General features: G+C 37.2%; 17 protein-coding genes. 14 read left to right on the forward strand and 3 right to left on the reverse strand.

Features of this window, described 5'->3' with window-relative positions; all coding sequences use genetic code 11:
* Window positions 1–526: 526 nt before the first annotated feature.
* Window positions 527–895, reverse strand: a complete 369-nt coding sequence (locus tag AsAng_RS06330) for a helix-turn-helix transcriptional regulator (RefSeq protein ID WP_264791949.1) — start codon at window positions 893–895, stop codon at window positions 527–529.
* A gap of 174 nt (window positions 896–1069) precedes the next feature.
* On the opposite strand from AsAng_RS06330, the gene AsAng_RS06335 reads away from it, so the two are divergent.
* The 4 genes from AsAng_RS06335 to AsAng_RS06350 all read left to right on the forward strand — a co-directional run bounded on the left by AsAng_RS06335 (window position 1070) and on the right by AsAng_RS06350 (window position 4676).
* The gene (locus tag AsAng_RS06335; protein ID WP_264791950.1) at window positions 1070–1654 is read left to right on the forward strand and encodes a hypothetical protein; all 585 of its coding nucleotides are present in this window, start codon (window positions 1070–1072) and stop codon (window positions 1652–1654) included.
* Window positions 1655–1815: 161 nt separating this feature from the next.
* A complete protein-coding gene (locus AsAng_RS06340; RefSeq protein WP_264791951.1) occupies window positions 1816–2478 on the forward strand; it encodes a JAB domain-containing protein in 663 nt (220 codons plus the stop codon).
* Between the two features lie 643 nt (window positions 2479–3121).
* The gene (locus tag AsAng_RS06345; protein WP_264791953.1) at window positions 3122–4306 is read left to right on the forward strand and encodes an RHS repeat domain-containing protein; all 1185 of its coding nucleotides are present in this window, start codon (window positions 3122–3124) and stop codon (window positions 4304–4306) included.
* 7 nt (window positions 4307–4313) lie between these two features.
* Entirely contained in the window at window positions 4314–4676 is a 363-nt protein-coding gene (locus AsAng_RS06350; RefSeq protein ID WP_264791954.1) for a hypothetical protein, read from the forward strand.
* Window positions 4677–5218: 542 nt separating this feature from the next.
* Here AsAng_RS06350 and AsAng_RS06355 read toward each other — a convergent pair.
* Window positions 5219–5554 (reverse strand): helix-turn-helix domain-containing protein, encoded by a 336-nt coding sequence (locus AsAng_RS06355; protein WP_264791955.1) that lies wholly within the window; start codon window positions 5552–5554, stop codon window positions 5219–5221.
* Window positions 5555–5749: 195 nt separating this feature from the next.
* On the opposite strand from AsAng_RS06355, the gene AsAng_RS06360 reads away from it, so the two are divergent.
* The 6 genes from AsAng_RS06360 (at window position 5750) to AsAng_RS06385 (ending at window position 13407) form a co-directional block, all read left to right on the forward strand.
* Entirely contained in the window at window positions 5750–8233 is a 2484-nt protein-coding gene (locus AsAng_RS06360) for a toprim domain-containing protein (RefSeq protein ID WP_264791956.1), read from the forward strand.
* Between the two features lie 93 nt (window positions 8234–8326).
* Window positions 8327–9220, forward strand: coding sequence for a tyrosine-type recombinase/integrase (locus AsAng_RS06365; protein ID WP_264791957.1), 894 nt, complete (start codon window positions 8327–8329; stop codon window positions 9218–9220).
* Entirely contained in the window at window positions 9177–10088 is a 912-nt protein-coding gene (locus tag AsAng_RS06370; protein WP_264791958.1) for a tyrosine-type recombinase/integrase, read from the forward strand. The genes AsAng_RS06365 and AsAng_RS06370 overlap by 44 nt, the downstream gene beginning before the upstream one ends.
* A 66-nt stretch (window positions 10089–10154) precedes the next feature.
* The gene (locus AsAng_RS06375; RefSeq protein WP_264791959.1) at window positions 10155–10841 is read left to right on the forward strand and encodes a JAB domain-containing protein; all 687 of its coding nucleotides are present in this window, start codon (window positions 10155–10157) and stop codon (window positions 10839–10841) included.
* 825 nt (window positions 10842–11666) lie between these two features.
* Complete coding sequence (locus AsAng_RS06380) at window positions 11667–12890, forward strand: RHS repeat-associated core domain-containing protein (RefSeq protein ID WP_264791960.1); 1224 nt, start codon at window positions 11667–11669, stop codon at window positions 12888–12890.
* A 1-nt stretch (window position 12891) separates the two neighbouring features.
* A complete protein-coding gene (locus tag AsAng_RS06385) occupies window positions 12892–13407 on the forward strand; it encodes a hypothetical protein (RefSeq protein WP_264791961.1) in 516 nt (171 codons plus the stop codon).
* A 552-nt stretch (window positions 13408–13959) separates the two neighbouring features.
* On the opposite strand, the gene AsAng_RS06390 is transcribed toward AsAng_RS06385, so the two are convergent.
* Window positions 13960–14295, reverse strand: coding sequence for a helix-turn-helix domain-containing protein (locus AsAng_RS06390; protein ID WP_264791955.1), 336 nt, complete (start codon window positions 14293–14295; stop codon window positions 13960–13962).
* Window positions 14296–14490: 195 nt separating this feature from the next.
* Between AsAng_RS06390 and AsAng_RS06395 the strand changes: the two genes are divergently transcribed.
* The 4 genes from AsAng_RS06395 (at window position 14491) to AsAng_RS06410 (ending at window position 19582) form a co-directional block, all read left to right on the forward strand.
* Complete coding sequence (locus AsAng_RS06395; RefSeq protein WP_264791962.1) at window positions 14491–16974, forward strand: CHC2 zinc finger domain-containing protein; 2484 nt, start codon at window positions 14491–14493, stop codon at window positions 16972–16974.
* A gap of 93 nt (window positions 16975–17067) precedes the next feature.
* Window positions 17068–17961, forward strand: a complete 894-nt coding sequence (locus tag AsAng_RS06400) for a tyrosine-type recombinase/integrase (protein ID WP_264791963.1) — start codon at window positions 17068–17070, stop codon at window positions 17959–17961.
* On the forward strand, window positions 17918–18796 hold the full coding sequence (locus AsAng_RS06405; RefSeq protein ID WP_264791964.1) for a tyrosine-type recombinase/integrase: 879 nt from the start codon (window positions 17918–17920) through the stop codon (window positions 18794–18796). The genes AsAng_RS06400 and AsAng_RS06405 overlap by 44 nt, the downstream gene beginning before the upstream one ends.
* 99 nt (window positions 18797–18895) lie before the next feature.
* Window positions 18896–19582, forward strand: a complete 687-nt coding sequence (locus tag AsAng_RS06410; RefSeq protein WP_264791965.1) for a JAB domain-containing protein — start codon at window positions 18896–18898, stop codon at window positions 19580–19582.
* Window positions 19583–19707: the final 125 nt, after the last annotated feature.

The following is a 19707-nucleotide window of genomic DNA, read 5'->3' on the forward strand; positions in this document are numbered from 1 at the left end:
CCACCGAGAGAGTAGCGATCTAGTATTGCGCCAGTAGCCTAAAAAAGCTACCAGTCTCTAGTCGTTTCTTCTGTCACATTACTAGGCTTACATGTTCGGTTACATGGCGGGTTTTCATGCTTATATTTTTCAAAAGAAAATGAAAATATACAAGCACTACACCGCCCTAGTTTGTGTACCTTTTAGGAGCTGTCAGGCTGCGTATTTTTTTTCAATTGAAAATAAAGTTATAGTAAAATACTTGCATAAAAAAGCCTCTTGGAGATGATCCAAGGGGCTTTTATATATAGCTATCTATCACAGTAATACTGTTTTCCTATCTAGCACCTGTCACTCCCTACACTTACGGTACATACAGCCTTTCAGGGCTTACGTTCACGTTTAATAATCGAGTTAGCCACTTGAAAAGCAATAGGCACGCCATTATTTTTGTTCCATGAAATTCCACAAAAATAAACTTTAATTATTTGTCATAGACCACTCCCTGCGGTCGTAATCCATGCCAAAAATTAAAGGGAATCAACACTTAGGAAGTAGTATTAGGGGCAGAATCAAGCAATTCTTTCATTCTTTTTTTTGTGAGCATGGTATTGATAAGTTTATAAATTATACTCTTGTCTTCTTCGTCTAGTTCTTCTAAAAGCTCTAGTTGCTCATTTTTAGGTTTGTCTTGAATTTGAATATCAATAGCTTTCTTTTCATCAAGAAAAACAATTTCGTCAATGGATAGATTGTAAAACTTAGCAATTTTGATAAGCTCTTCAAGGGAAATTCCTCTATCTCCTTTTTCTAATTTGTTATAGTTAGAATACCCTATTCCAAGTTCAAGAGCTACTTGTTTTTGGAGTAATCCTTTTTTCTCTCTAAGTAATTTTATATTATTTGATATAGACATAGGCTTTTTTCTATAAAAATACACTAAATAGATATTTTTAGCAAATAGTAGAAAAAAAAGAAAGTTTTTATTGCGATTTATGATATTTTGATTTAAATTTGAAGTAGAAGAAATCGAAATTTATATTTTCAAAAGAAAAATCATGTAGGCCTACAGGTTAAAAAACCTGAGAACATGACCAAGCAAGAATTAGAAAGATATTTAGAGATAGAGACGATTTTAAAATTGCATAAAATAGCAATTGATAAAGAGGGCTTTATGTCTTGTCCTTTCCATTCGAACTGTGAAAGGAGTTTAAAACTCTATCCTGAGTTAAATGGGGTAGCGTGTATGCGAGAAAGTTGTAGTAAATATAGAAAAGTGCTAGACGCTTTTTCGATATTGCAGGAGTTGGAAGGGATAAAAACGGAAGAAGCTCGCTTGTATGGGAAATCTTTATTATTAAGAGAGCTAGAAAGTTATCGAGCAAGGAAGACCCCAGTAAAAGTACAGGAGATCGGGGAGAATAGGAGCTTGAATAAAAGGGAAGCAGTGCTATTAAAGTATTTTGAGGACTTAAAAAGGTTTGTATTGGAAAAGGGAGGAGGGGAACAAGGCTATGAATTTAGGTTAGGAGAAGTAAGAGAAGACTTAAAAGTATATAAAAGCACACAACAACGTTATATCCATGAATTGTTAGAAAAAGGGTACATAGAGCAAAGTAGTGGGAGTTCAAATCGTGGCTATTATTATAGAATATTGAATTGGGCGGGTCGCTAGGGGTCGCCAGAGGGTCGCTAGAAGTACGATAAAAGCTAGAAAAAGAGCTTAGCGACCCTTTGCCCAGGAAAATGGACAAGGGGGTATAAAAAAAGAAGTAAAAAAGCAAAGCAACAACACTCAACAATGACCAATTATAAACCATTAAAAAACATTAAATTATGACAATCGAATTAACGGAAGCAGAGCAAGTACGAGTGTTACACAGCGAAGACATATTTTATATAATGCAAAAAGTGTTGGAGCGAGAAAGCAAGTTAGATCAAGCAAAACGGCACTTTTGGGGAATTGGCTTGGATGTAAGAAGCAAAATAATCCTAATAGAATTAGCGAGTTTAGGAACAATGGCAAAGAAAGATTTACATGCCTCAGATGTCTATGCGAATGCGATCCACAAGCAAGCCAAGCAAATGATCTTATGTCACAGTAACCCAGATGGAAGTTTAGAAGCGAGTGAAGAATCCAAGGATTTAACAGACTGGTTAATACAAATAGGTTTAATAGTAAATATACCAGTATATGACCATTTGATAATAAATGAAAGGAGCTTTGTAAGTTTTAGAGCAATGGGTTTACTAGCAGAATTAGAGAAAAGCACCAAGTATGTAATCCCAAGAGAATTGGAGCGCAGAACGAGAGAGGAAGAACGCCGCAAAGCCAAGGTAGATGCAGAGTTTGCAGCAAAAAAAGCATATGAAGAAAAGCAAGAAGAAGTAGGACAAACCAGATTTGATATAGCTTATGCAATGAAAGAAAAAGGCTTTCCAATCAAGGCAATATCAGAGGTAACAGGTTTATCAGAAGAAGAAGTAAAGATGGCATAAAATGAACATCTATGAGCAAAGCAAATTAGGAAGCTATACTTTAGGGTATGGCTTTTTTTATTTTTAATGGTTGGCATGCAAGCCGTTAGGCGATGTATGACAAGTATTAAAACTTAGGGCTGCCAAAGCCCTAATAAAAGAGGTACTAAAGTGTATTAATTACCGAGCGTACCGCAGCGTAAGGAGTGGCAAGTGCTAGACAGAAAAATAGTGTTAAACTATGATGAATAGCTACATTTTTATGCAAGCGTTAGCGCAGCTTGCCAGCTCCTAGCGGGTACGCACACTAGGCTAGTGAAGTGCTTGTGTTTTTCAATTGAAAATATAAGGACGAGAACTAGCAGGCTGATGAGCATGCAAACCTAGGAGCATGCCAGAAGGAATGACAAATGACTGGTACTAAATTTACTGGCATGAAGCTAGACAGCAGCTTCCGAGGAAGCCTACCACTTTCCCTTTTTAGGAATGTAAATAAATGTAAAAGCGTGTAAATAGCTTATTTTTTCAAATGAAAATATAATCTATTGAAAGAAAAAAGTATATCTTTGAAAAGTGTACAGAGCATGTCAAAAGGGTGTGCAGAGGGATTGAAAAAAGATGTACAGAGTTCTACCGCTATGAGCTTAAGAACTTCCGTGGTGACGTGAGACAAGTCATCAATGACGTAAAATCTCGAGAGAATATTAACGGTACAATAGAGTATACTGCTAATGTTATCCAAAGTTCAGATAGTTACCCCTTTGGTTGGGATATTAAGGAGCGGTCTTTCTCTACAGATTTATATCGCTACTCCTTTAACGGAAAGGAAAATGATACCGATTGGGGCAATCAGCATATACAAGATTATGGTTTTAGATTGTATAATCCTGCCTTAGCTAAGTTCTTGTCTGTTGATCCGCTTGCGCCTGAATATCCTTGGTATACTCCTTATCAGTTTGCTGGGAATATGCCTATTGTGGCTATTGATCTTGATGGTTTAGAGCCTCAAATAACGAATGGTTCTGAATTTGGAGGAGATGCTTCAAGTGCAACTGACCACTCAGGAGAGTCTGTGGCTACTGTAACTCCAGATATGAATGTTCAAGAGTATGGAGATATGGAAAGTGTAGAAGGAGAAGCACCTCCTCAAACATTCTCAGATTACCAACGTAAATATCCTGAGTTTGCTAATATGAATCATAGCCAAGCTAAAGCGAGATGGGAGCAAAAATATAGATCATCTTATGTTCCTTCTATTGAATTTAAAGAGCGTAAGATTATTGATGACTTTAGATTTTTAGCTCAATCAGGATTGAGAGCTGGAGCTGGTCTTGCAAAATGTTATATAGCTGGGTGTGCTATTGCTCTTACTGGTGGAGTTGGAGTTTATGCAACGGGAACATATGGATCGATGATCCCTCTATTTGTAGCAACTCCTGCTTTAATGGATGCTAGTTACCAATTAGGTACAACTGGACGTTTAAACCCTTTTCAATCAATTGGAATGGGCGTGTTTAAAAACCCAGGAGCTGCTATTGCTTTTGGTCAATCCCTACCGTTTAGTATTGGTAGGGGAGGTTTTAAATTTGATGGTTATGATTTAAATAGAAGTGCTACATTAATAACGGCTGGAGCTCTTGTAGGAAAGTTTGGAGGAGCAGCTGGGACTCATGTTATAAATTTAGGAGGAAATGCTAGCCAGCAAACTGCGCATAATTTTTTGGGGAAATGGATGGTTCCTATAATTAGTAATGTAGGCGCAGATAGAGCTGTGGTAAGTCCATTGGCAACTTTTCCCCATGGTTATATAGGAGATGTCGATTATTCTCCATTGTCAAATTGGAAATAGAACATAAATGGCTTTAAAAATAGAGAATTATATAAAAATTGGCTTAGCATTATTTATTATATATATGCTTTATGACTCTTTTGTTTATAACAATGAAATAGCGAGTATAAAGGAAAACCCTGTTTTTGTTATGGGAAAGATTAATAATGTCGAGCAACATACTAATGGTATTGTAGTCTATTTTGATTATTCTTATAAAAAGAATCGATATTCAAATAAGGAAACATTAATCCCTAGAGAGTATAAAGAATTAAGAAAAAAATCTGGTCCAATAATGGTTATCTTAAATAGGGATAATCCAAAGGTAAGTCGAATTGTGTTTAAAGCTGAAGATCTTAAACGATATTCTCCTATTAACCTCGAATCTTAAAAAAAGGAGCAAGGTATTCCACCTCAGAAGCCAACAGACTAGAATCACGCCAGTAGTTGAAAAACTACCACTGCGCTAGTCGCTACATTCTGTCATGCTTCTAGGTTTGGCATGTTCGGTTATATGGTGGTTCCCGTGCTTATATTTTTATTTCAAATGAAAGAAAAACTACAAGCACTTCACCGCCCTAGTTTGTGTACCTTTTAGGAGCTGTCAGGCTGCGTATTTTTTTCAATTGAAAATAAAGTTATAGTAAAATACTTGCATAAAAAATGCCCCTTCAGAAAAATCTGAGGGGGCATTTTATGTAGTGCTACATCGCTACTATCATAGCTTTCCTGTAGCACACCGTGTCACTCCCTACACTTACGGTACATACAGCCTTTCAGGACTTACGTTCACGTTTAATAATCGAGTTAGCCACTCGAAAAGGAATAGAAATGCCATTATTTTTGTTCCATGAAATTCCACAAAAATAAACTTTAATTATTTGTCATCGACCACTTCCTACGGTCGTACTCGATGCCAAAAATTAAAGGGAATTAGGAGTATGCTTGACGGGTTTTAGCATCACGAATAATCAAATCAATATAGTTGAAGATTTTATTTTTTTCTTCAGGGGGTAATTTTTCTATATCGTCTAGTCTTTCAACCATTCTTTTATCATAAGAGGCGTTGATCCCTTGACCAAGCAAAAAATCAACTGACACTTCAAAAATTTGGGCAAGTTTAGCAAGAACTTCTACAGAAGGAAGATTATCACCCCGTTCGTATTTGCCAATCATAATTCTTGAAGAACCAATTTTATCAGCCAACTCTCCTTGTGACCAATTTTTAGCCTTTCTTAGTTTAGAAATATTGTCTCCAATGTTTAACATATGATACTAAAGTTTAGGTTAGTTATCCAAATAATAGTAAAAATACAAAAAAAGTTTATCAAAAGAAAGTAATGTTTTTTGGATAATTGAAAAACAAAGAATACATTTGTATCACATGTTTATCATTTTGTTTTTTTTAATTTTTTCAAAAAGAAAACTTTTAGTCGGCTAGAAGGAGTTATAAACCTTCAATTAATGAGAATAGAAGAAATCAAAGAGCGGCTAAGCATAAAAGATGTCTTAGCGCATTATGGGATTACAGCCAACAAAAATAAGCACATCAATTGCCCATTTCATGATGACAAAACGCCAAGCATGAAAGTGTACGAAGCAACGAACACAGTATATTGTTTTAGTGGCAACTGCTCAACGCATGGGAAGAGCTTAGATGTGATAGAATTTGTGATGGAAAAAGAAGGGAGCAGCAAAGGCCAGGCCATTTTAAAATGTAAGGAGCTGTTAGGGCATCAAGAGCCGATAAAAAAGGAGCTTCGCCCGATGGATCAAATTTGGCAAGCCTTAAAAAAGAGTCTGAGCAGCAATGCGAAAGCAAAAAGTTATTTGAAAAGCAGGGGATTAAGCACTAGCAATGTAGGCTATCATAGTGGGCAACTAAAAAGAAGCAAACTAGCGGATCAAGCCAAGGCAGTTGGATTGATAACAAAAGATAATAACCCATGGGCGGCCAACTGCGTGATTTTTAGTCTAAAAAATGCAGTAGGTCAAGTGGTCAGTTTTTATGGAAGAAGTCTGGAGAGGGGCCACTATTATCAAAGTGGGCGTTGTGGATTATATCCAGCTTATCCAAGTAAAAAAGCGAAGCGTATAATACTAACAGAAAGCATTATTGATGCCGCTAGTCTATTGGAAATAAAAGCCTTAAAAGCCTATGAGTTACTGGCATTATACGGCACTAATGGGCTAACAGGCGAACACAAAAAAGCCTTGGAAGCTTGCAAGGAGTTGGAGGAAATAATTTTGTTATTGGATGGAGACACAGCAGGGCAAAAGGCGAGCAAAAAGTATGAGCAGGAGCTTCAAACTTTATTGCCAAGGGTAAAAATAAGGATTGTAGAGCTGCCAAAAGATACAGATGTCAACGAGCTATGGGCAAATCATTTGAGCGAGGAACTATTTTTGGAATTACTAGCCATAGAAGCACCCAAGCCCATAAAAAATAAGCTAAATATAAGTAATCCCAACAACTTGATTTATCAAGGCATGCACGCTATTTATGCGGTAAAAGGTTTTAGTTCTTTGAAGAATTTGGACAGCTTAAAAGTGACCTTGGTAGCCGAGCATGCGCATAAAAAATCCCGAGGAAAAGTAGAGCTATACGAGGACACAGCGGTACAAAAGTACTGCCGATCAGCAAGCCAAAAACTAGGAATTAATGCAGAATTATTGGACTTGGATATCAGCTTATTAACAGATGAACTGGAGATTTATCGAGCAAGTTCAGAAAGTATTGAAAATGCAGGCTCAAAAGCAGTAAAACGTTTTGAGATTACGGCAACAGCACGGAAAAAGGCTAGGGATTTTTTGAGTAGAAAAGCATTGTTTAAACGACTAAATGAGCTGATCGGCAAAACGGGGATAGTGGGCGAGGAAAATACAAGATTATTGCTCTTGATTGTAGCAAGTTCTTATAAGTGTAAAGACCCTTTACATGCGCTGATACAGGGTTCTAGTGGCACGGGTAAAACCTTGTTAATGCGTAAAGTAATGGCGATGATCCCTGAGGAAAAACGGCATATTTGGACAAGAATCAGTGATAAAAGTTTGTATCATGCAGGGACAAAATATAAGCATACGAGCATAGCGGTAGAAGATTGGGACGGGTTGAGTGAAGAGGTACAATATGTGGTACGAGAAATGCAGAGTGGCAAGCGTTTGACCTCGACCATAACGGTAAAAGATGCGAAAGGAAAAATGGACAATGTGGAGATTTTGGCAGAAGGTCCCATATCTACGCTGATGTGTACGACAAGAGGGGCAGTATATGAGGATAATATGAGCCGTTGTTTGTTGGTGGCGGTGGATGAAAGCGAGGAGCAAACGGATAGAATCTTGGATTATCAGTATAAAAAAGATCGTGGGGAGTTGAACAAAAAGGAGGAAGAACAGGCGGTCAATTTACTGCAAAATCTAGTGTATATTTTAGAACCAAAGGAGGTAGTCAACCCCTTTGCAGGAAAAATACAACTGCCCAAACGAGTGCATAAAATCAGGCGCTTGAACCAGTTGTTTCAATGTTTTGTGAAGCAAATCACGTGGTTACATCAGTTGCAAAGAAAGCAGGATAATCAAGGCAGATTGATCACTACAAAAGAGGATATAAGCTTGGCAATTAACTTGTTGTTTGAAACGATTATTTTAAAGGTGGATGAGTTGGACGGGAGCTTGCGACAGTTTTTTGAGCAGTTAAAAGGCTATGTTCAAAGCCAAGAAGAACAGCAAAAATATTGTTTTTCTCGTCGAGAAATACGGCAGGCATTAAACATGAGCAAAAGCCAAGTAGAACGTTATATCCGCCAATTATCAGAGCTAGAATACATTAAGCAAATAGGAGGTCATTCTAATAAAGGTTTTATTTATCAAGTGACTTATTGGGATGACAACAAAGGACTTAGAGAAGAAATACAGCGAAGTATGAATAATCAACTAAATAATCTATGAACCGCCACAGGGTCACTATTGGGTCACTAGACCTTCGATAAAACCTAGAAAAATAGCTTAGTGACCCGTGACCCAAGAAAATGAACAAAGGGTATGGAAAAACTAAGTAAAACGAACAAAAAACTACTAGAAGACTTTGCGCTCTATGTGCAAGCCTTGGGCTATAAAACAGGGAGCCAACAGAGCCTAAAAGGTGGGGTAAAAGCTTTTTTATTATGGTTGGAAAGTCAGTCAATTAAGGGATTAACAACGGTAAAAAGAAGCGATCTAAAAGCCTATCAAATTTATTTAGAAAATCGCCCCAAACAACGGAGTGCAGGCGGTTTGAGTAGCAAAATGATACGGGATTATTTAAGTTGTGTACGAATGCTGTTTAAATATGCCGAGCAGCAAAATAGTTTGTTGATAAATCCCATGAGTAGCTATGTATTACCGCCGTGCAAAAGTGAGCGAAGAGCAATCTTAAATCGCCTAGAAATAGAGCAATTATACCAAGCTTGTGAGTCCTTAAAAGAGCGTTGTGTGTTGCATATTTATTATGGCTTGGGCTTAAGAAGAAAGGAAGGGGAACGCTTGAATATTAACGATATAGATTATAGAAAAGGCTGGTTGTCAGTCTTAGAAGGCAAGGGCGGAAAAGGAAGAAGCATGCCTTTAAGTCCAGTCATTCAAAACGATTTAAGGGCTTATGTATTGGAGGAAAGAGGGCAGTCCAGTAGTCCAGCTCTACTGCTGAATAAGAACGGAAAACGCTTAAGAGGTTACAGCAGTTTGTTGATTTTAAAGCAATTATTAAAGCGAACAGGAATCGGCAAAAAGATCGATTTACACAGTTTACGGCATAGTATAGCCACGCATTTATTACAGTCAGGCATGGCACTGGATGAAGTGCGGCGTTATTTAGGACACAGTCATTTAGAAAGCACGCAAAGATATTTACATTATGACGCTAGACAATTATTTACAGAGCAGGTATCGCCCAAGTAGCGTAAAGACTTATCAAAGAAGTATTGACCATTATTTATTGGCGGTTCCTAATGCAGAAACGGCAAATTATATACGAATATTAAGCTATTTACAGGAGCAAAGAGCAGGTCAAAAAGTGGCAAGTGTACACAGCATCTTGCAGGGGATTAAGAAGTATTATAACTACTTGCAAGAGGTCGGAAAACGAGAAGATAACCCAGCAAAAAACATCCATTTAAAGGACTATAATAGCAAGCGTCCAATCTTGTTAAATGAGTTGTTAAGCCGTGAAGAGTTGGACAAAGTCTGGTCTTATTTTATAACAAAACCTTATCGTTATAAAGGATTAAGAAATAGAAATTTAGGAATGTTGAGTTTGTTGCTGAACCAAGGGATAGAGGCAAGAGAACTAAGGAGTTTGCAGTTGTCTGACTTAGATTTATTGGAGGGAAAAGTCTTTATAGCAGGAAGTGCAACAAAAAATGGTAGAACCTTAAAATTAGCAGCCCATCAAATTTTATTATTACACAATTATGTAGAAATCGACCGCCCGAAACTTCAAGCCATACAAGCCCCCAGTGAGGATTTATTTTTGGGAAGAACAGGCAAACTGGAAACGATCGGTTATTTATTAAGAATGCCAAAAAAGCAGTTGGGTGGTAAACGATTAAGTGGAAGATTGCTAAGAAAAAGTGTGTTGGCAGATCAATTTAGGCAGGGCAAAAGATTAGCAGAAGTTCAATACTTGGCAGGGCATAAATGTCCAAGCAGCACAGAGCGTTATCAAGTAGAAGCCCTGAAAGCTTTACAGGCAAGTGTAATGAATCATCATCCCTTGGAGCAGGGAAAAAATAAACAAAAATCTTGTGAAATGAATAGAATTAATTAACTTAAAAACAACAATATGAAGCATTAAAAAGAAAAAAACTCAGCACTTAACTTGACCAGAAAAATTATGAACGAAAAAAATGAAAATGCTATGCGAATTAATTTAAGTGACGCAGAAAAAATACGGGTGTTGAACTCAGAAGATATATTTGATATTATGCAAAAAGTGTTGAAGCGAGAGAGTAAGTTGGATAAGGATAAACGGCACTTTTGGGCAATAGGATTGGATGTAAGAAGCAAAGTAAGTTTATTAGAGTTAGTGAGCTTGGGAACAATGGCAAAGAAAGATTTACATGCCTCAGATGTCTATGCCAATGCGATCCACAAGCAAGTTAAAAAGGTAATCTTATGCCATAATAGCCCAGATGGGAGTTTGCAAATAAGTGAGGAAGCGAAGGACTTAACAGATTGGTTGATCCAAGTAGGTTTAATCGTAAATATTCCAGTTTATGACCATTTGATAATGACAGAAAAGAGCTATAAAAGTTTTAAGGAAATGGGCTTATTGGCAGAGTTAGAGAAGAGTAAAAAGTATGTGATCCCAATGGAGTTGGAGCGAAGAGTAAGAGAGGAAGAACAACGAAAAGCAGCAGTTGAGTTAGAGCATGTAAAACAGCAAGTGAATGAAAAAATCTATGAAGAAGTAGGTCAAAATAGATTTGATATAGCTTATGCAATGAAAGAAAAAGGTTTTTCAATCAAAATAATATCAGAGGTAACAGGCTTGTCAGAAGAAGAAGTGGAGATGGCATAAAATGAACATCTATGAACAAAGCAAATTAGGAAGCTATACTTTAGGGTATGGCTTTTTTTATTTTTTAATGGTTGGCATGCAAGCCGCTAGGCGATGTATGACAAGTATTAAAACTTACAGCCGCCAAGGCTGTAACTATTACAACGAGGACAAAATGTGTTTATCACTGGCGTACCGTAAGCGTATGGAGTGGCAAGTGCTAGACAGAAAAATAGTGTTAAACTATGGTGAATAGCTACATTTTTTATGCAAGCGTTAGCGCAGCTTGCCAGCTCCTAGCGGGTACGCACACTAGGCTAGTGAAGAACTTGTGTTTTTCAATTGATTTTATCAGTTGAAAATATAAGGACGAGAACTAGCAGGACGAGGAACATGCAAGCCTAGAGCTATGACAGAGTGAACGACTAGAGAACGGTATTTAAAATGCTGGCATAGAACTAGAAAGCAGCTACTGACGAGAACTACCACTTTCCCTTTTTTATAATTTTTACTAACTTGTAAAGAAAAAAATAGAAAATGCGTAGACACGATGAACCAATAAAGGAAGAACCTTTAAATAGTACAACTAAAATTATCTTAATGATCTTGTTGGCAATTTTCCTTGGAGTTTGCTATTTCTTTTACCTTATAATGTCAGGAGGACGAATGGGAGGACCTTAATTATTAGATTGATATACCTGTTTTTTTCAATAGAAAATAAGGTCATAAGCAAGAAAAAAGTATATCTTTGAAAAGTGTACAGAGCATGCCAAAAGGGTATGCAGAGGGATTGAAAAAAGATGTGCAGAGTTATACCGCTATGAGCTTAAGAACTTCCGTGGGGACGTGAGACAGGTCATCAATGACGTAAAATCTAGAGAAAATATTAACGGTATAATTGAGTATACTGCTAACGTTATCCAAAGCTCGGATTCTTATCCGTTTGGTTGGGATATTAAGGAGCGGTCGTTCTCAACAGATTTGTATCGGTACTCTTTTAACGGAAAGGAAAATGATACCGACTGGGGCAATCAGCATATACAAGATTATGGCTTCCGTCTGTATAATCCTGCTCTTGCTAAGTTCCTTAGTGTTGATCCGCTTGCGCCTGAGTATCCTTGGTATACACCGTACCAGTTTGCAGGGAATACCCCTATACAAGCTATAGACTTAGACGGATTAGAGCCTTCGTTTATGACTTTATTTATTGAAAATGAAACAGGTAGTGGTTCGTCTAAAATAGAAACAACAAATTCTTCAGATATAAATTATGCTGTTTGGGAACTTACACGTTATGCAGTCCGAAAATCGGATGTGGATGGTAGACCTCAGTCTATTCGTGAATTTGGATTTATGCGGGGTAATAATAATAGTATATCTCCAGCAGTTCATGCAACTAACTTATATGGAGAAGCAAGTAATAGCAAATGGTTATCAACATCTAAATGTATTTTATGTATAGGTAAATACAATGGTAGTTGGACAATAAGAATCGGTTCTATATTTCATACAGGAACACCGTATTTTATTAATATTGGTAAAGCAAAGAGAACTGGTACTACTTATGTAGGACCAGGATCATTGATGAAGTCAGTTAATGAGTTTTCACAAGGAAAAACAGCATCTGAAACAGGGAGAATAAATATATGGAAATCAAGACAAGGTTTGTTTGGTGGAGAACGTGAAGCCTTATTTTTAGAAAGTATTGATCCTTCTGCTATAGAGTCTAAAACAACTGCAGGTTTGAGAATGTTTGGTAGAGGTTTAATGTACTATGGAATATATAATACAGGAACTGCACTTTATGGGGCTTATGAAGAAGGTGGAGGGGTAAATTCTACTGCTTTTAAAAATGAATCTATTAGACAAGCTTCTTCTTGGGGAACTGCTTGGGCTATGGGGACAGCTGCAGCATCTTATACAGCATCTTCAACTAGTTTTACTGGACCTTGGGCTGTCGCAATTGGTATTGGTGCAGGTTTAGTAGGGGGAACATTTGGATATTGGTTTGGAGATCAGTATTTCACTGGAAAAAATACAAATAACTCTCAACCTAGAGAAACAGAATGATATGGACAAACTGGAATTTCAATATAAGCCAAATCTTATTAAGCATCTATCAGGAGTTTTATTTTTTTTATTACTCTTTTTTAGTTCTGCATATTTCGCAATAACGAATGAAAGAGGAGTAATAATAGGAATTATAGAACTTTCCAAGGAGAATGCAACATTCCTTTATTTAGTATTCGCACTTCTATTTATATCTGCTGTAATTAATAGCTCACTTATTTTATATAAGTCTTTTCTTTTTGATAGAAAAATTATCATTGAAAAAAAATATATTTCAGCACCTAAAAATCCTATTAGTAACGATATAATAAAAATTTATTATAAGGAAGTTTTTCGTGTAAATTATAGACATGAAAATAAAAAATTAACTTTTTTAACTTTTTTTTCTAAAGATCGTAAACTATTAACTATATCTAGATATATGGTTCCTAGACAAAAAGATTTTGAACAACTTTGTGCCTTAGTTAAGGATAGAGTAAAAGACAAAGGTATTCCACCTCAGAAGCCAACAGACTAGAATCACGCCAGTAGTTATAAAAAACTACCACTGCGCTAGTCGCTGCGTTCTGTCATGCTTCTAGGTTTGGCATGTTCGGTTACATGGCGGTTCCCGTGCTTATATTTTTATTTCAAATGAAAGAAAAACTACAAGCACTTCACGGCCCTAGTTTGTGTACCTTATAGGAGCTGTCAGGCTGCGGCTAGGTTATTTCTGTTGAAAATAAAAAGGTACTAGCCTTGCATAAAAAAACTCTTGGTCAAGAAAGGACCAGGAGTTTTTTTTATGTAGCTATCTATCACAGTGCTACTGTTTTTCTATCTAGCACCTGTCACTCCCTACACTTACGGTACATACAGCCTTTCAGGACTTTCGTCCACGTTTGGCTATGCTTTTGTGCTTTAGTAGCACAAGCCACCCCAGTTCCCTTCGGTCATACTCCGCTAGTTGCTACGTGATTTAATAGGAATGCCATTATTTTTGTTCCATTTTATTCCACAAAAATAAACTTTAATTATTTGTCATCGACCACTCCCTACGGTCGTACTCGATGCCAAAAATTAAAGGGAATTAGGAGTATGCTTGACGGGTTTTAGCATCACGAATAATCAAATCAATATAGTTGAAGATTTTATTTTTTTCTTCAGGGGGTAATTTTTCTATATCGTCTAGTCTTTCAACCATTCTTTTATCATAAGAGGCGTTGATCCCTTGACCAAGCAAAAAATCAACTGACACTTCAAAAATTTGGGCAAGTTTAGCAAGAACTTCTACAGAAGGAAGATTATCACCCCGTTCGTATTTGCCAATCATAATTCTTGAAGAACCAATTTTATCAGCCAACTCTCCTTGTGACCAATTTTTAGCCTTTCTTAGTTTAGAAATATTGTCTCCAATGTTTAACATATGATACTAAAGTTTAAGTTAGTTATCCAAATAATAGTAAAAATACAAAAAAAGTTTATCAAAAGAAAGTAATGTTTTTTGGATAATTGAAAAACAAAGAATACATTTGTATCACATGTTTATCATTTTGTTTTTTTTAATTTTTTCAAAAAGAAAACTTTTAGTCGGCTAGAAGGAGTTATAAACCTTCAATTAATGAGAATAGAAGAAATCAAAGAGCGGCTAAGCATAAAAGATGTCTTAGCGCATTATGGGATTACAGCCAACAAAAATAAGCACATCAATTGCCCATTTCATGATGACAAAACGCCAAGCATGAAAGTGTACGAAGCAACGAACACAGTATATTGTTTTAGTGGCAACTGCTCAACGCATGGGAAGAGCTTAGATGTGATCGAATTTGTGATGGAAAAAGAAGGGAGCAGCAAAGGTCCGGCCATTTTAAAATGTAAGGAGCTGTTGGGGCATCAAGAGCCGATAAAAAAGGAGCTTCGCCCGATGGATCAAATTTGGCAAGCCTTAAAAAAGAGTCTGAGCAGCAATGCGAAAGCAAAAAGTTATTTGAAAAGCAGGGGATTAAGCACTAGCAATGTAGGCTATCATAGTGGGCAACTAAAAAGAAGCAAACTAGCGGATCAAGCCAAGGCAGTAGGATTGATAACAAAAGATAATAACCCATGGGCGGCCAACTGCGTGATTTTTAGTCTAAAAAATGCAGTAGGTCAAGTGGTCAGTTTTTATGGAAGAAGTCTGGAGAGGGGCCACTATTATCAAAGTGGGCGTTGTGGATTATATCCAGCTTATCCAAGTAAAAAAGCGAAGCGTATAATACTAACAGAAAGCATTATTGATGCGGCGACATTGGGAGCAATGAAGGTTTTAAAAGCTTATGAAATCTTAGCCTTATACGGTACCAATGGGCTAACAGGCGAACACAAAAAAGCCTTGGAGGCTTGCAAGGAATTGGAGGAAATAATTTTGTTATTGGATGGGGATGCAGCAGGGCAAAAGGCAAGTAAAAAGTATCAAGAGGAGCTTCAAACTTTATTGCCAAGGGTGAAAATAAGAATCGTAGAGCTGCCAAAAGATACAGATGTCAACGAGCTATGGGCAAATCATTTGAGGGAAGATTTATTCTTGGACTTACTAAAAGTGGAAGCCCCCAAGCCCGTAAAAAATAAGCTAAATGTCAGCAATCCTAACAACTTGATTTATCAAGGGATGCACGCTATTTATGCCGTAAAAGGTTTTAGTTCTTTGAAGAATTTGGACAGCTTAAAAGTGACCTTGGTAGCCGAGCATGCGCATAAAAAATCCCGAGGAAAAGTAGAGCTATACGAGGACACAGCGGTACAAAAGTACTGCCGATCAGCAAGCCAAAAACTAGGAATTAATGCAGAATTATTGGACTTGGATATCAGCTTATTAACAGATGAACTGGAGATTTATCGAGCGAGTTCAGAAAGTATTGAAAATGCAGGCTCAAAAGCAGTAAAACGTTTTGAGATTACGGCAGCAGCACGGAAAAAGGCTAGGGATTTTTTGAGTAGAAAAACATTGTTTAAACGACTAAATGAGCTGATCGGCAAAACGGGGATAGTGGGCGAGGAAAATACAAGATTATTGCTCTTGATCGTAGCAAGTTCTTATAAATGTAAAGACCCTTTACATGCGCTGATACAGGGCTCTAGCGGCACGGGTAAAACTTTGTTAATGCGCAAAGTAATGGCGATAATCCCCGAGGAAAAACGGCATATCTGGACAAGAATCAGTGATAAAAGTTTGTATCATGCAGGGACAAAATATAAGCATACGAGCATAGCGGTAGAAGATTGGGACGGGTTGAGTGAAGAGGTACAATATGTGGTACGAGAAATGCAGAGTGGCAAGCGTTTGACCTCGACCATAACGGTAAAAGATGCGAAAGGAAAAATGGACAATGTGGAGATTTTGGCAGAAGGTCCCATATCTACGCTGATGTGTACGACAAGAGGGGCAGTATATGAGGATAATATGAGCCGTTGTTTGTTGGTGGCGGTGGATGAAAGCGAGGAGCAAACGGATAGAATCTTGGATTATCAGTATAAAAAAGATCGTGGGGAGTTGAACAAAAAGGAGGAAGAAGAGGCGGTCAATTTACTGCAAAATCTAGTGTATATTTTAGAACCAAAGGAGGTAGTCAACCCCTTTGCAGGAAAAATACAACTGCCCAAACGAGTGCATAAAATCAGGCGCTTGAACCAGTTGTTTCAATGTTTTGTGAAGCAAATCACGTGGTTACATCAGTTGCAAAGAAAGCAGGATAATCAAGGCAGATTGATCACTACAAAAGAGGATATAAGCTTGGCAATTAACTTGTTGTTTGAAACGATTATTTTAAAGGTGGATGAGTTGGACGGGAGCTTGCGACAGTTTTTTGAGCAGTTAAAAGGCTATGTTCAAAGCCAAGAAGAACAGCAAAAATATTGTTTTTCTCGTCGAGAAATACGGCAGACATTAAACATGAGCAAAAGCCAAGTAGAACGTTATATCCGCCAATTATCAGAGCTAGAATATATCAAGCAAATAGGAGGTCATTCTAATAAAGGTTTTATTTATCAAGTGACTTATTGGGATGACAACAAAGGACTTAGAGAAGAAATACAGCGAAGTATGAATAATCAACTAAATAATCTATGAACCGCCACAGGGTCACTATTGGGTCACTAGACCTTCGATAAAACCTAGAAAAACAGCTTAGTGACCCGTGACCCAAGAAAATGAACAAGGGGTATGGAAAAACTAAGCAAAACGAACAAAAAATTACTAGAAGATTTTGCGCTCTATGTGCAAGCCTTGGGCTATAAAACAGGGAGTCAACAGAGCCTAAAAGGTGGGGTAAAAGCCTTTTTATTATGGTTGGAAAGTCAGTCAATAAAGGGATTAACAACCGTAAAAAGAAGGGATTTAAAAGCCTATCAAATTTATTTAGAAAACCGCCCCAAACAACGGAGTGCAGGCGGTTTGAGTAGCAAAATGATACGGGATTATTTAAGTTGTGTACGAATGTTGTTTAAATATGCCGAGCAGCAAAATAGTTTGTTGATAAATCCCATGAGTAGCTATGTATTACCGCCGTGCAAAAGTGAGCGACGAGCAATCTTAAATCGCCTAGAAATAGAGCAATTATACCAAGCTTGCGAGTCCTTAAAAGAGCGTTGTGTGTTGCATATTTATTATGGCTTGGGCTTAAGAAGAAAAGAGGGGGAACGCTTGAATATTAACGATATAGATTATAGAAAAGGCTGGTTATCTGTTTTAGAAGGCAAGGGCGGAAAAGGAAGAAGCATGCCTTTAAGTCCAGTCATTCAAAACGATTTAAGGGCTTATGTATTGGAGGAAAGAGGGCAGTCCAGTAGCCCAGCTCTACTGCTGAATAAGAACGGAAAACGCTTAAGAGGTTACAGCAGTTTGTTGATTTTAAAGCAATTATTAAAGCGAACAGGAATCGGCAAAAAGATCGATTTACACAGTTTACGGCATAGTATAGCCACGCATTTATTACAGTCAGGCATGGCACTGGATGAAGTGCGGCGTTATTTAGGACACAGTCATTTAGAAAGCACGCAAAGATATTTACATTATGACGCTAGACAATTATTTACAGAGCAGGTATCGCCCAAGTAGCGTAAAGACTTATCAAAGAAGTATTGACCATTATTTATTGGCGGTTGTAGATGCTGAAACAGCAAATTATACTCAAATATTAAGCTATTTACAGGAGCAGCGAGCAGGGCAAAAAGTGGCAACAGTACACAGCATCTTGCAGGGAATTAAGAAGTATTATAACTACTTGCAAGAGGTGGGAAAACGAGAAGATAATCCTGCAAAAAACATCCATTTAAAGGACTATAATAGCAAACGCCCAATCTTGTTAAATGAGTTGTTGAGCCGTGAAGAGTTGGACAAAGTATGGTCTTATTTTATAACAAAAATCTATCGTTATAAAGGATTAAGAAATCGGAATTTAGGAATGTTGAGTTTGTTGCTGAACCAAGGGATAGAGGCAAGAGAACTAAGGAGTTTGCAGTTGTCTGACTTAGATTTGTTGGAGGGAAAAGTCTTTATAGCAGGAAGTGCAACAAAAAATGGTAGAACCTTAAAATTAGCAGCCCATCAAATTTTATTGTTACACAATTATGTAGAAATCGACCGCCCGAAGCTTCAAGCAATACAAGCCCCCAGTGAGGATTTATTTTTGGGAAGAACAGGGAAGTTGGAAACGATAGGATATTTATTAAGAATGCCCAAAAAGCGGTTAGGCGGTAAACGATTAAGTGGAAGATTACTAAGAAAAAGTGTGTTGGCAGATCAATTTAGGCAGGGCAAAAGATTAGCAGAAGTTCAATACTTGGCAGGGCATAAATGCCCAAGCAGCACAGAGCGTTATCAAGTAGAAGCCCTGGAAGCTTTACAAGCAAGTGTAATGAATCATCATCCCTTGGAGCAGGGGAAAAAATAAACAAAAATCTTGAGAAATGAATAGAATTAATTAACTTAAAAACAACAATATGAAGCATTAAAAAGAAAAAACACAGCACTTAACTTGACCAGAAAAATTATGAACGAAAAAAATGAAAATGCTATGCGAATTAATTTAAGTGACGCAGAAAAAATACGGGTGTTGAACTCAGAAGATATATTTGATATTATGCAAAAAGTGTTGAAGCGAGAGAGTAAGTTGGATAAGGATAAACGGCACTTTTGGGCAATAGGATTGGATGTAAGAAGCAAAGTAAGTTTATTAGAGTTAGTGAGCTTGGGAACAATGGCAAAGAAAGATTTACATGCCTCAGATGTCTATGCCAATGCGATCCACAAGCAAGTTAAAAAGGTAATCTTATGCCATAATAGTCCAGATGGGAGTTTACAAGTAAGTGAGGAAGCGAAGGACTTAACAGATTGGTTGATCCAAGTAGGTTTAATCGTAAATATCCCAGTTTATGATCATTTGATAATGACAGAAAAGAGCTATAAAAGTTTTAAGGAAACGGGCTTATTGGCAGAGTTAGAGAAGAGTAAAAAGTATGTGATCCCAATGGAGTTGGAGCGAAGAGTAAGAGAGGAAGAACAACGAAAAGCAGCAGTTGAGTTAGAGCATGTAAAACAGCAAGTGAATGAAAAAATCTATGAAGAAGTAGGTCAAAATAGATTTGATATAGCTTATGCAATGAAAGAAAAAGGTTTTTCAATCAAAATAATATCAGAGGTAACAGGCTTGTCAGAAGAAGAAGTGGAGATGGCATAAAATGAACATCTATGAACAAAGCAAATTAGGAAGCTATACTTTAGGGTATGGCTTTTTTTATTTTTTAATGGTTGGCATGCAAGCCGCTAGGCGATGTATGACAAGTATTAAAACTTACAGCCGCC

This window comes from Aureispira anguillae (genome assembly GCF_026000115.1).
GTDB lineage: Bacteria > Bacteroidota > Bacteroidia > Chitinophagales > Saprospiraceae > Aureispira > Aureispira anguillae.

Bases quoted from the DNA above. Each gene is read 5' to 3' on its own strand.
- AsAng_RS06330 (WP_264791949.1), bottom strand. From the start codon at position 895: ATGTCTATATCAAATAATATAAAATTACTTAGAGAGAAAAAAGGATTA.
- AsAng_RS06335 (WP_264791950.1), top strand. From the start codon at position 1,070: ATGACCAAGCAAGAATTAGAAAGATATTTAGAGATAGAGACGATTTTA.
- AsAng_RS06340 (WP_264791951.1), top strand. From the start codon at position 1,816: ATGACAATCGAATTAACGGAAGCAGAGCAAGTACGAGTGTTACACAGC.
- AsAng_RS06350 (WP_264791954.1), top strand. From the start codon at position 4,314: ATGGCTTTAAAAATAGAGAATTATATAAAAATTGGCTTAGCATTATTT.
- AsAng_RS06355 (WP_264791955.1), bottom strand. From the start codon at position 5,554: ATGTTAAACATTGGAGACAATATTTCTAAACTAAGAAAGGCTAAAAAT.
- AsAng_RS06360 (WP_264791956.1), top strand. From the start codon at position 5,750: ATGAGAATAGAAGAAATCAAAGAGCGGCTAAGCATAAAAGATGTCTTA.
- AsAng_RS06365 (WP_264791957.1), top strand. From the start codon at position 8,327: ATGGAAAAACTAAGTAAAACGAACAAAAAACTACTAGAAGACTTTGCG.
- AsAng_RS06370 (WP_264791958.1), top strand. From the start codon at position 9,177: ATGACGCTAGACAATTATTTACAGAGCAGGTATCGCCCAAGTAGCGTA.
- AsAng_RS06375 (WP_264791959.1), top strand. From the start codon at position 10,155: ATGAACGAAAAAAATGAAAATGCTATGCGAATTAATTTAAGTGACGCA.
- AsAng_RS06385 (WP_264791961.1), top strand. From the start codon at position 12,892: ATGGACAAACTGGAATTTCAATATAAGCCAAATCTTATTAAGCATCTA.
- AsAng_RS06390 (WP_264791955.1), bottom strand. From the start codon at position 14,295: ATGTTAAACATTGGAGACAATATTTCTAAACTAAGAAAGGCTAAAAAT.
- AsAng_RS06395 (WP_264791962.1), top strand. From the start codon at position 14,491: ATGAGAATAGAAGAAATCAAAGAGCGGCTAAGCATAAAAGATGTCTTA.
- AsAng_RS06400 (WP_264791963.1), top strand. From the start codon at position 17,068: ATGGAAAAACTAAGCAAAACGAACAAAAAATTACTAGAAGATTTTGCG.
- AsAng_RS06405 (WP_264791964.1), top strand. From the start codon at position 17,918: ATGACGCTAGACAATTATTTACAGAGCAGGTATCGCCCAAGTAGCGTA.
- AsAng_RS06410 (WP_264791965.1), top strand. From the start codon at position 18,896: ATGAACGAAAAAAATGAAAATGCTATGCGAATTAATTTAAGTGACGCA.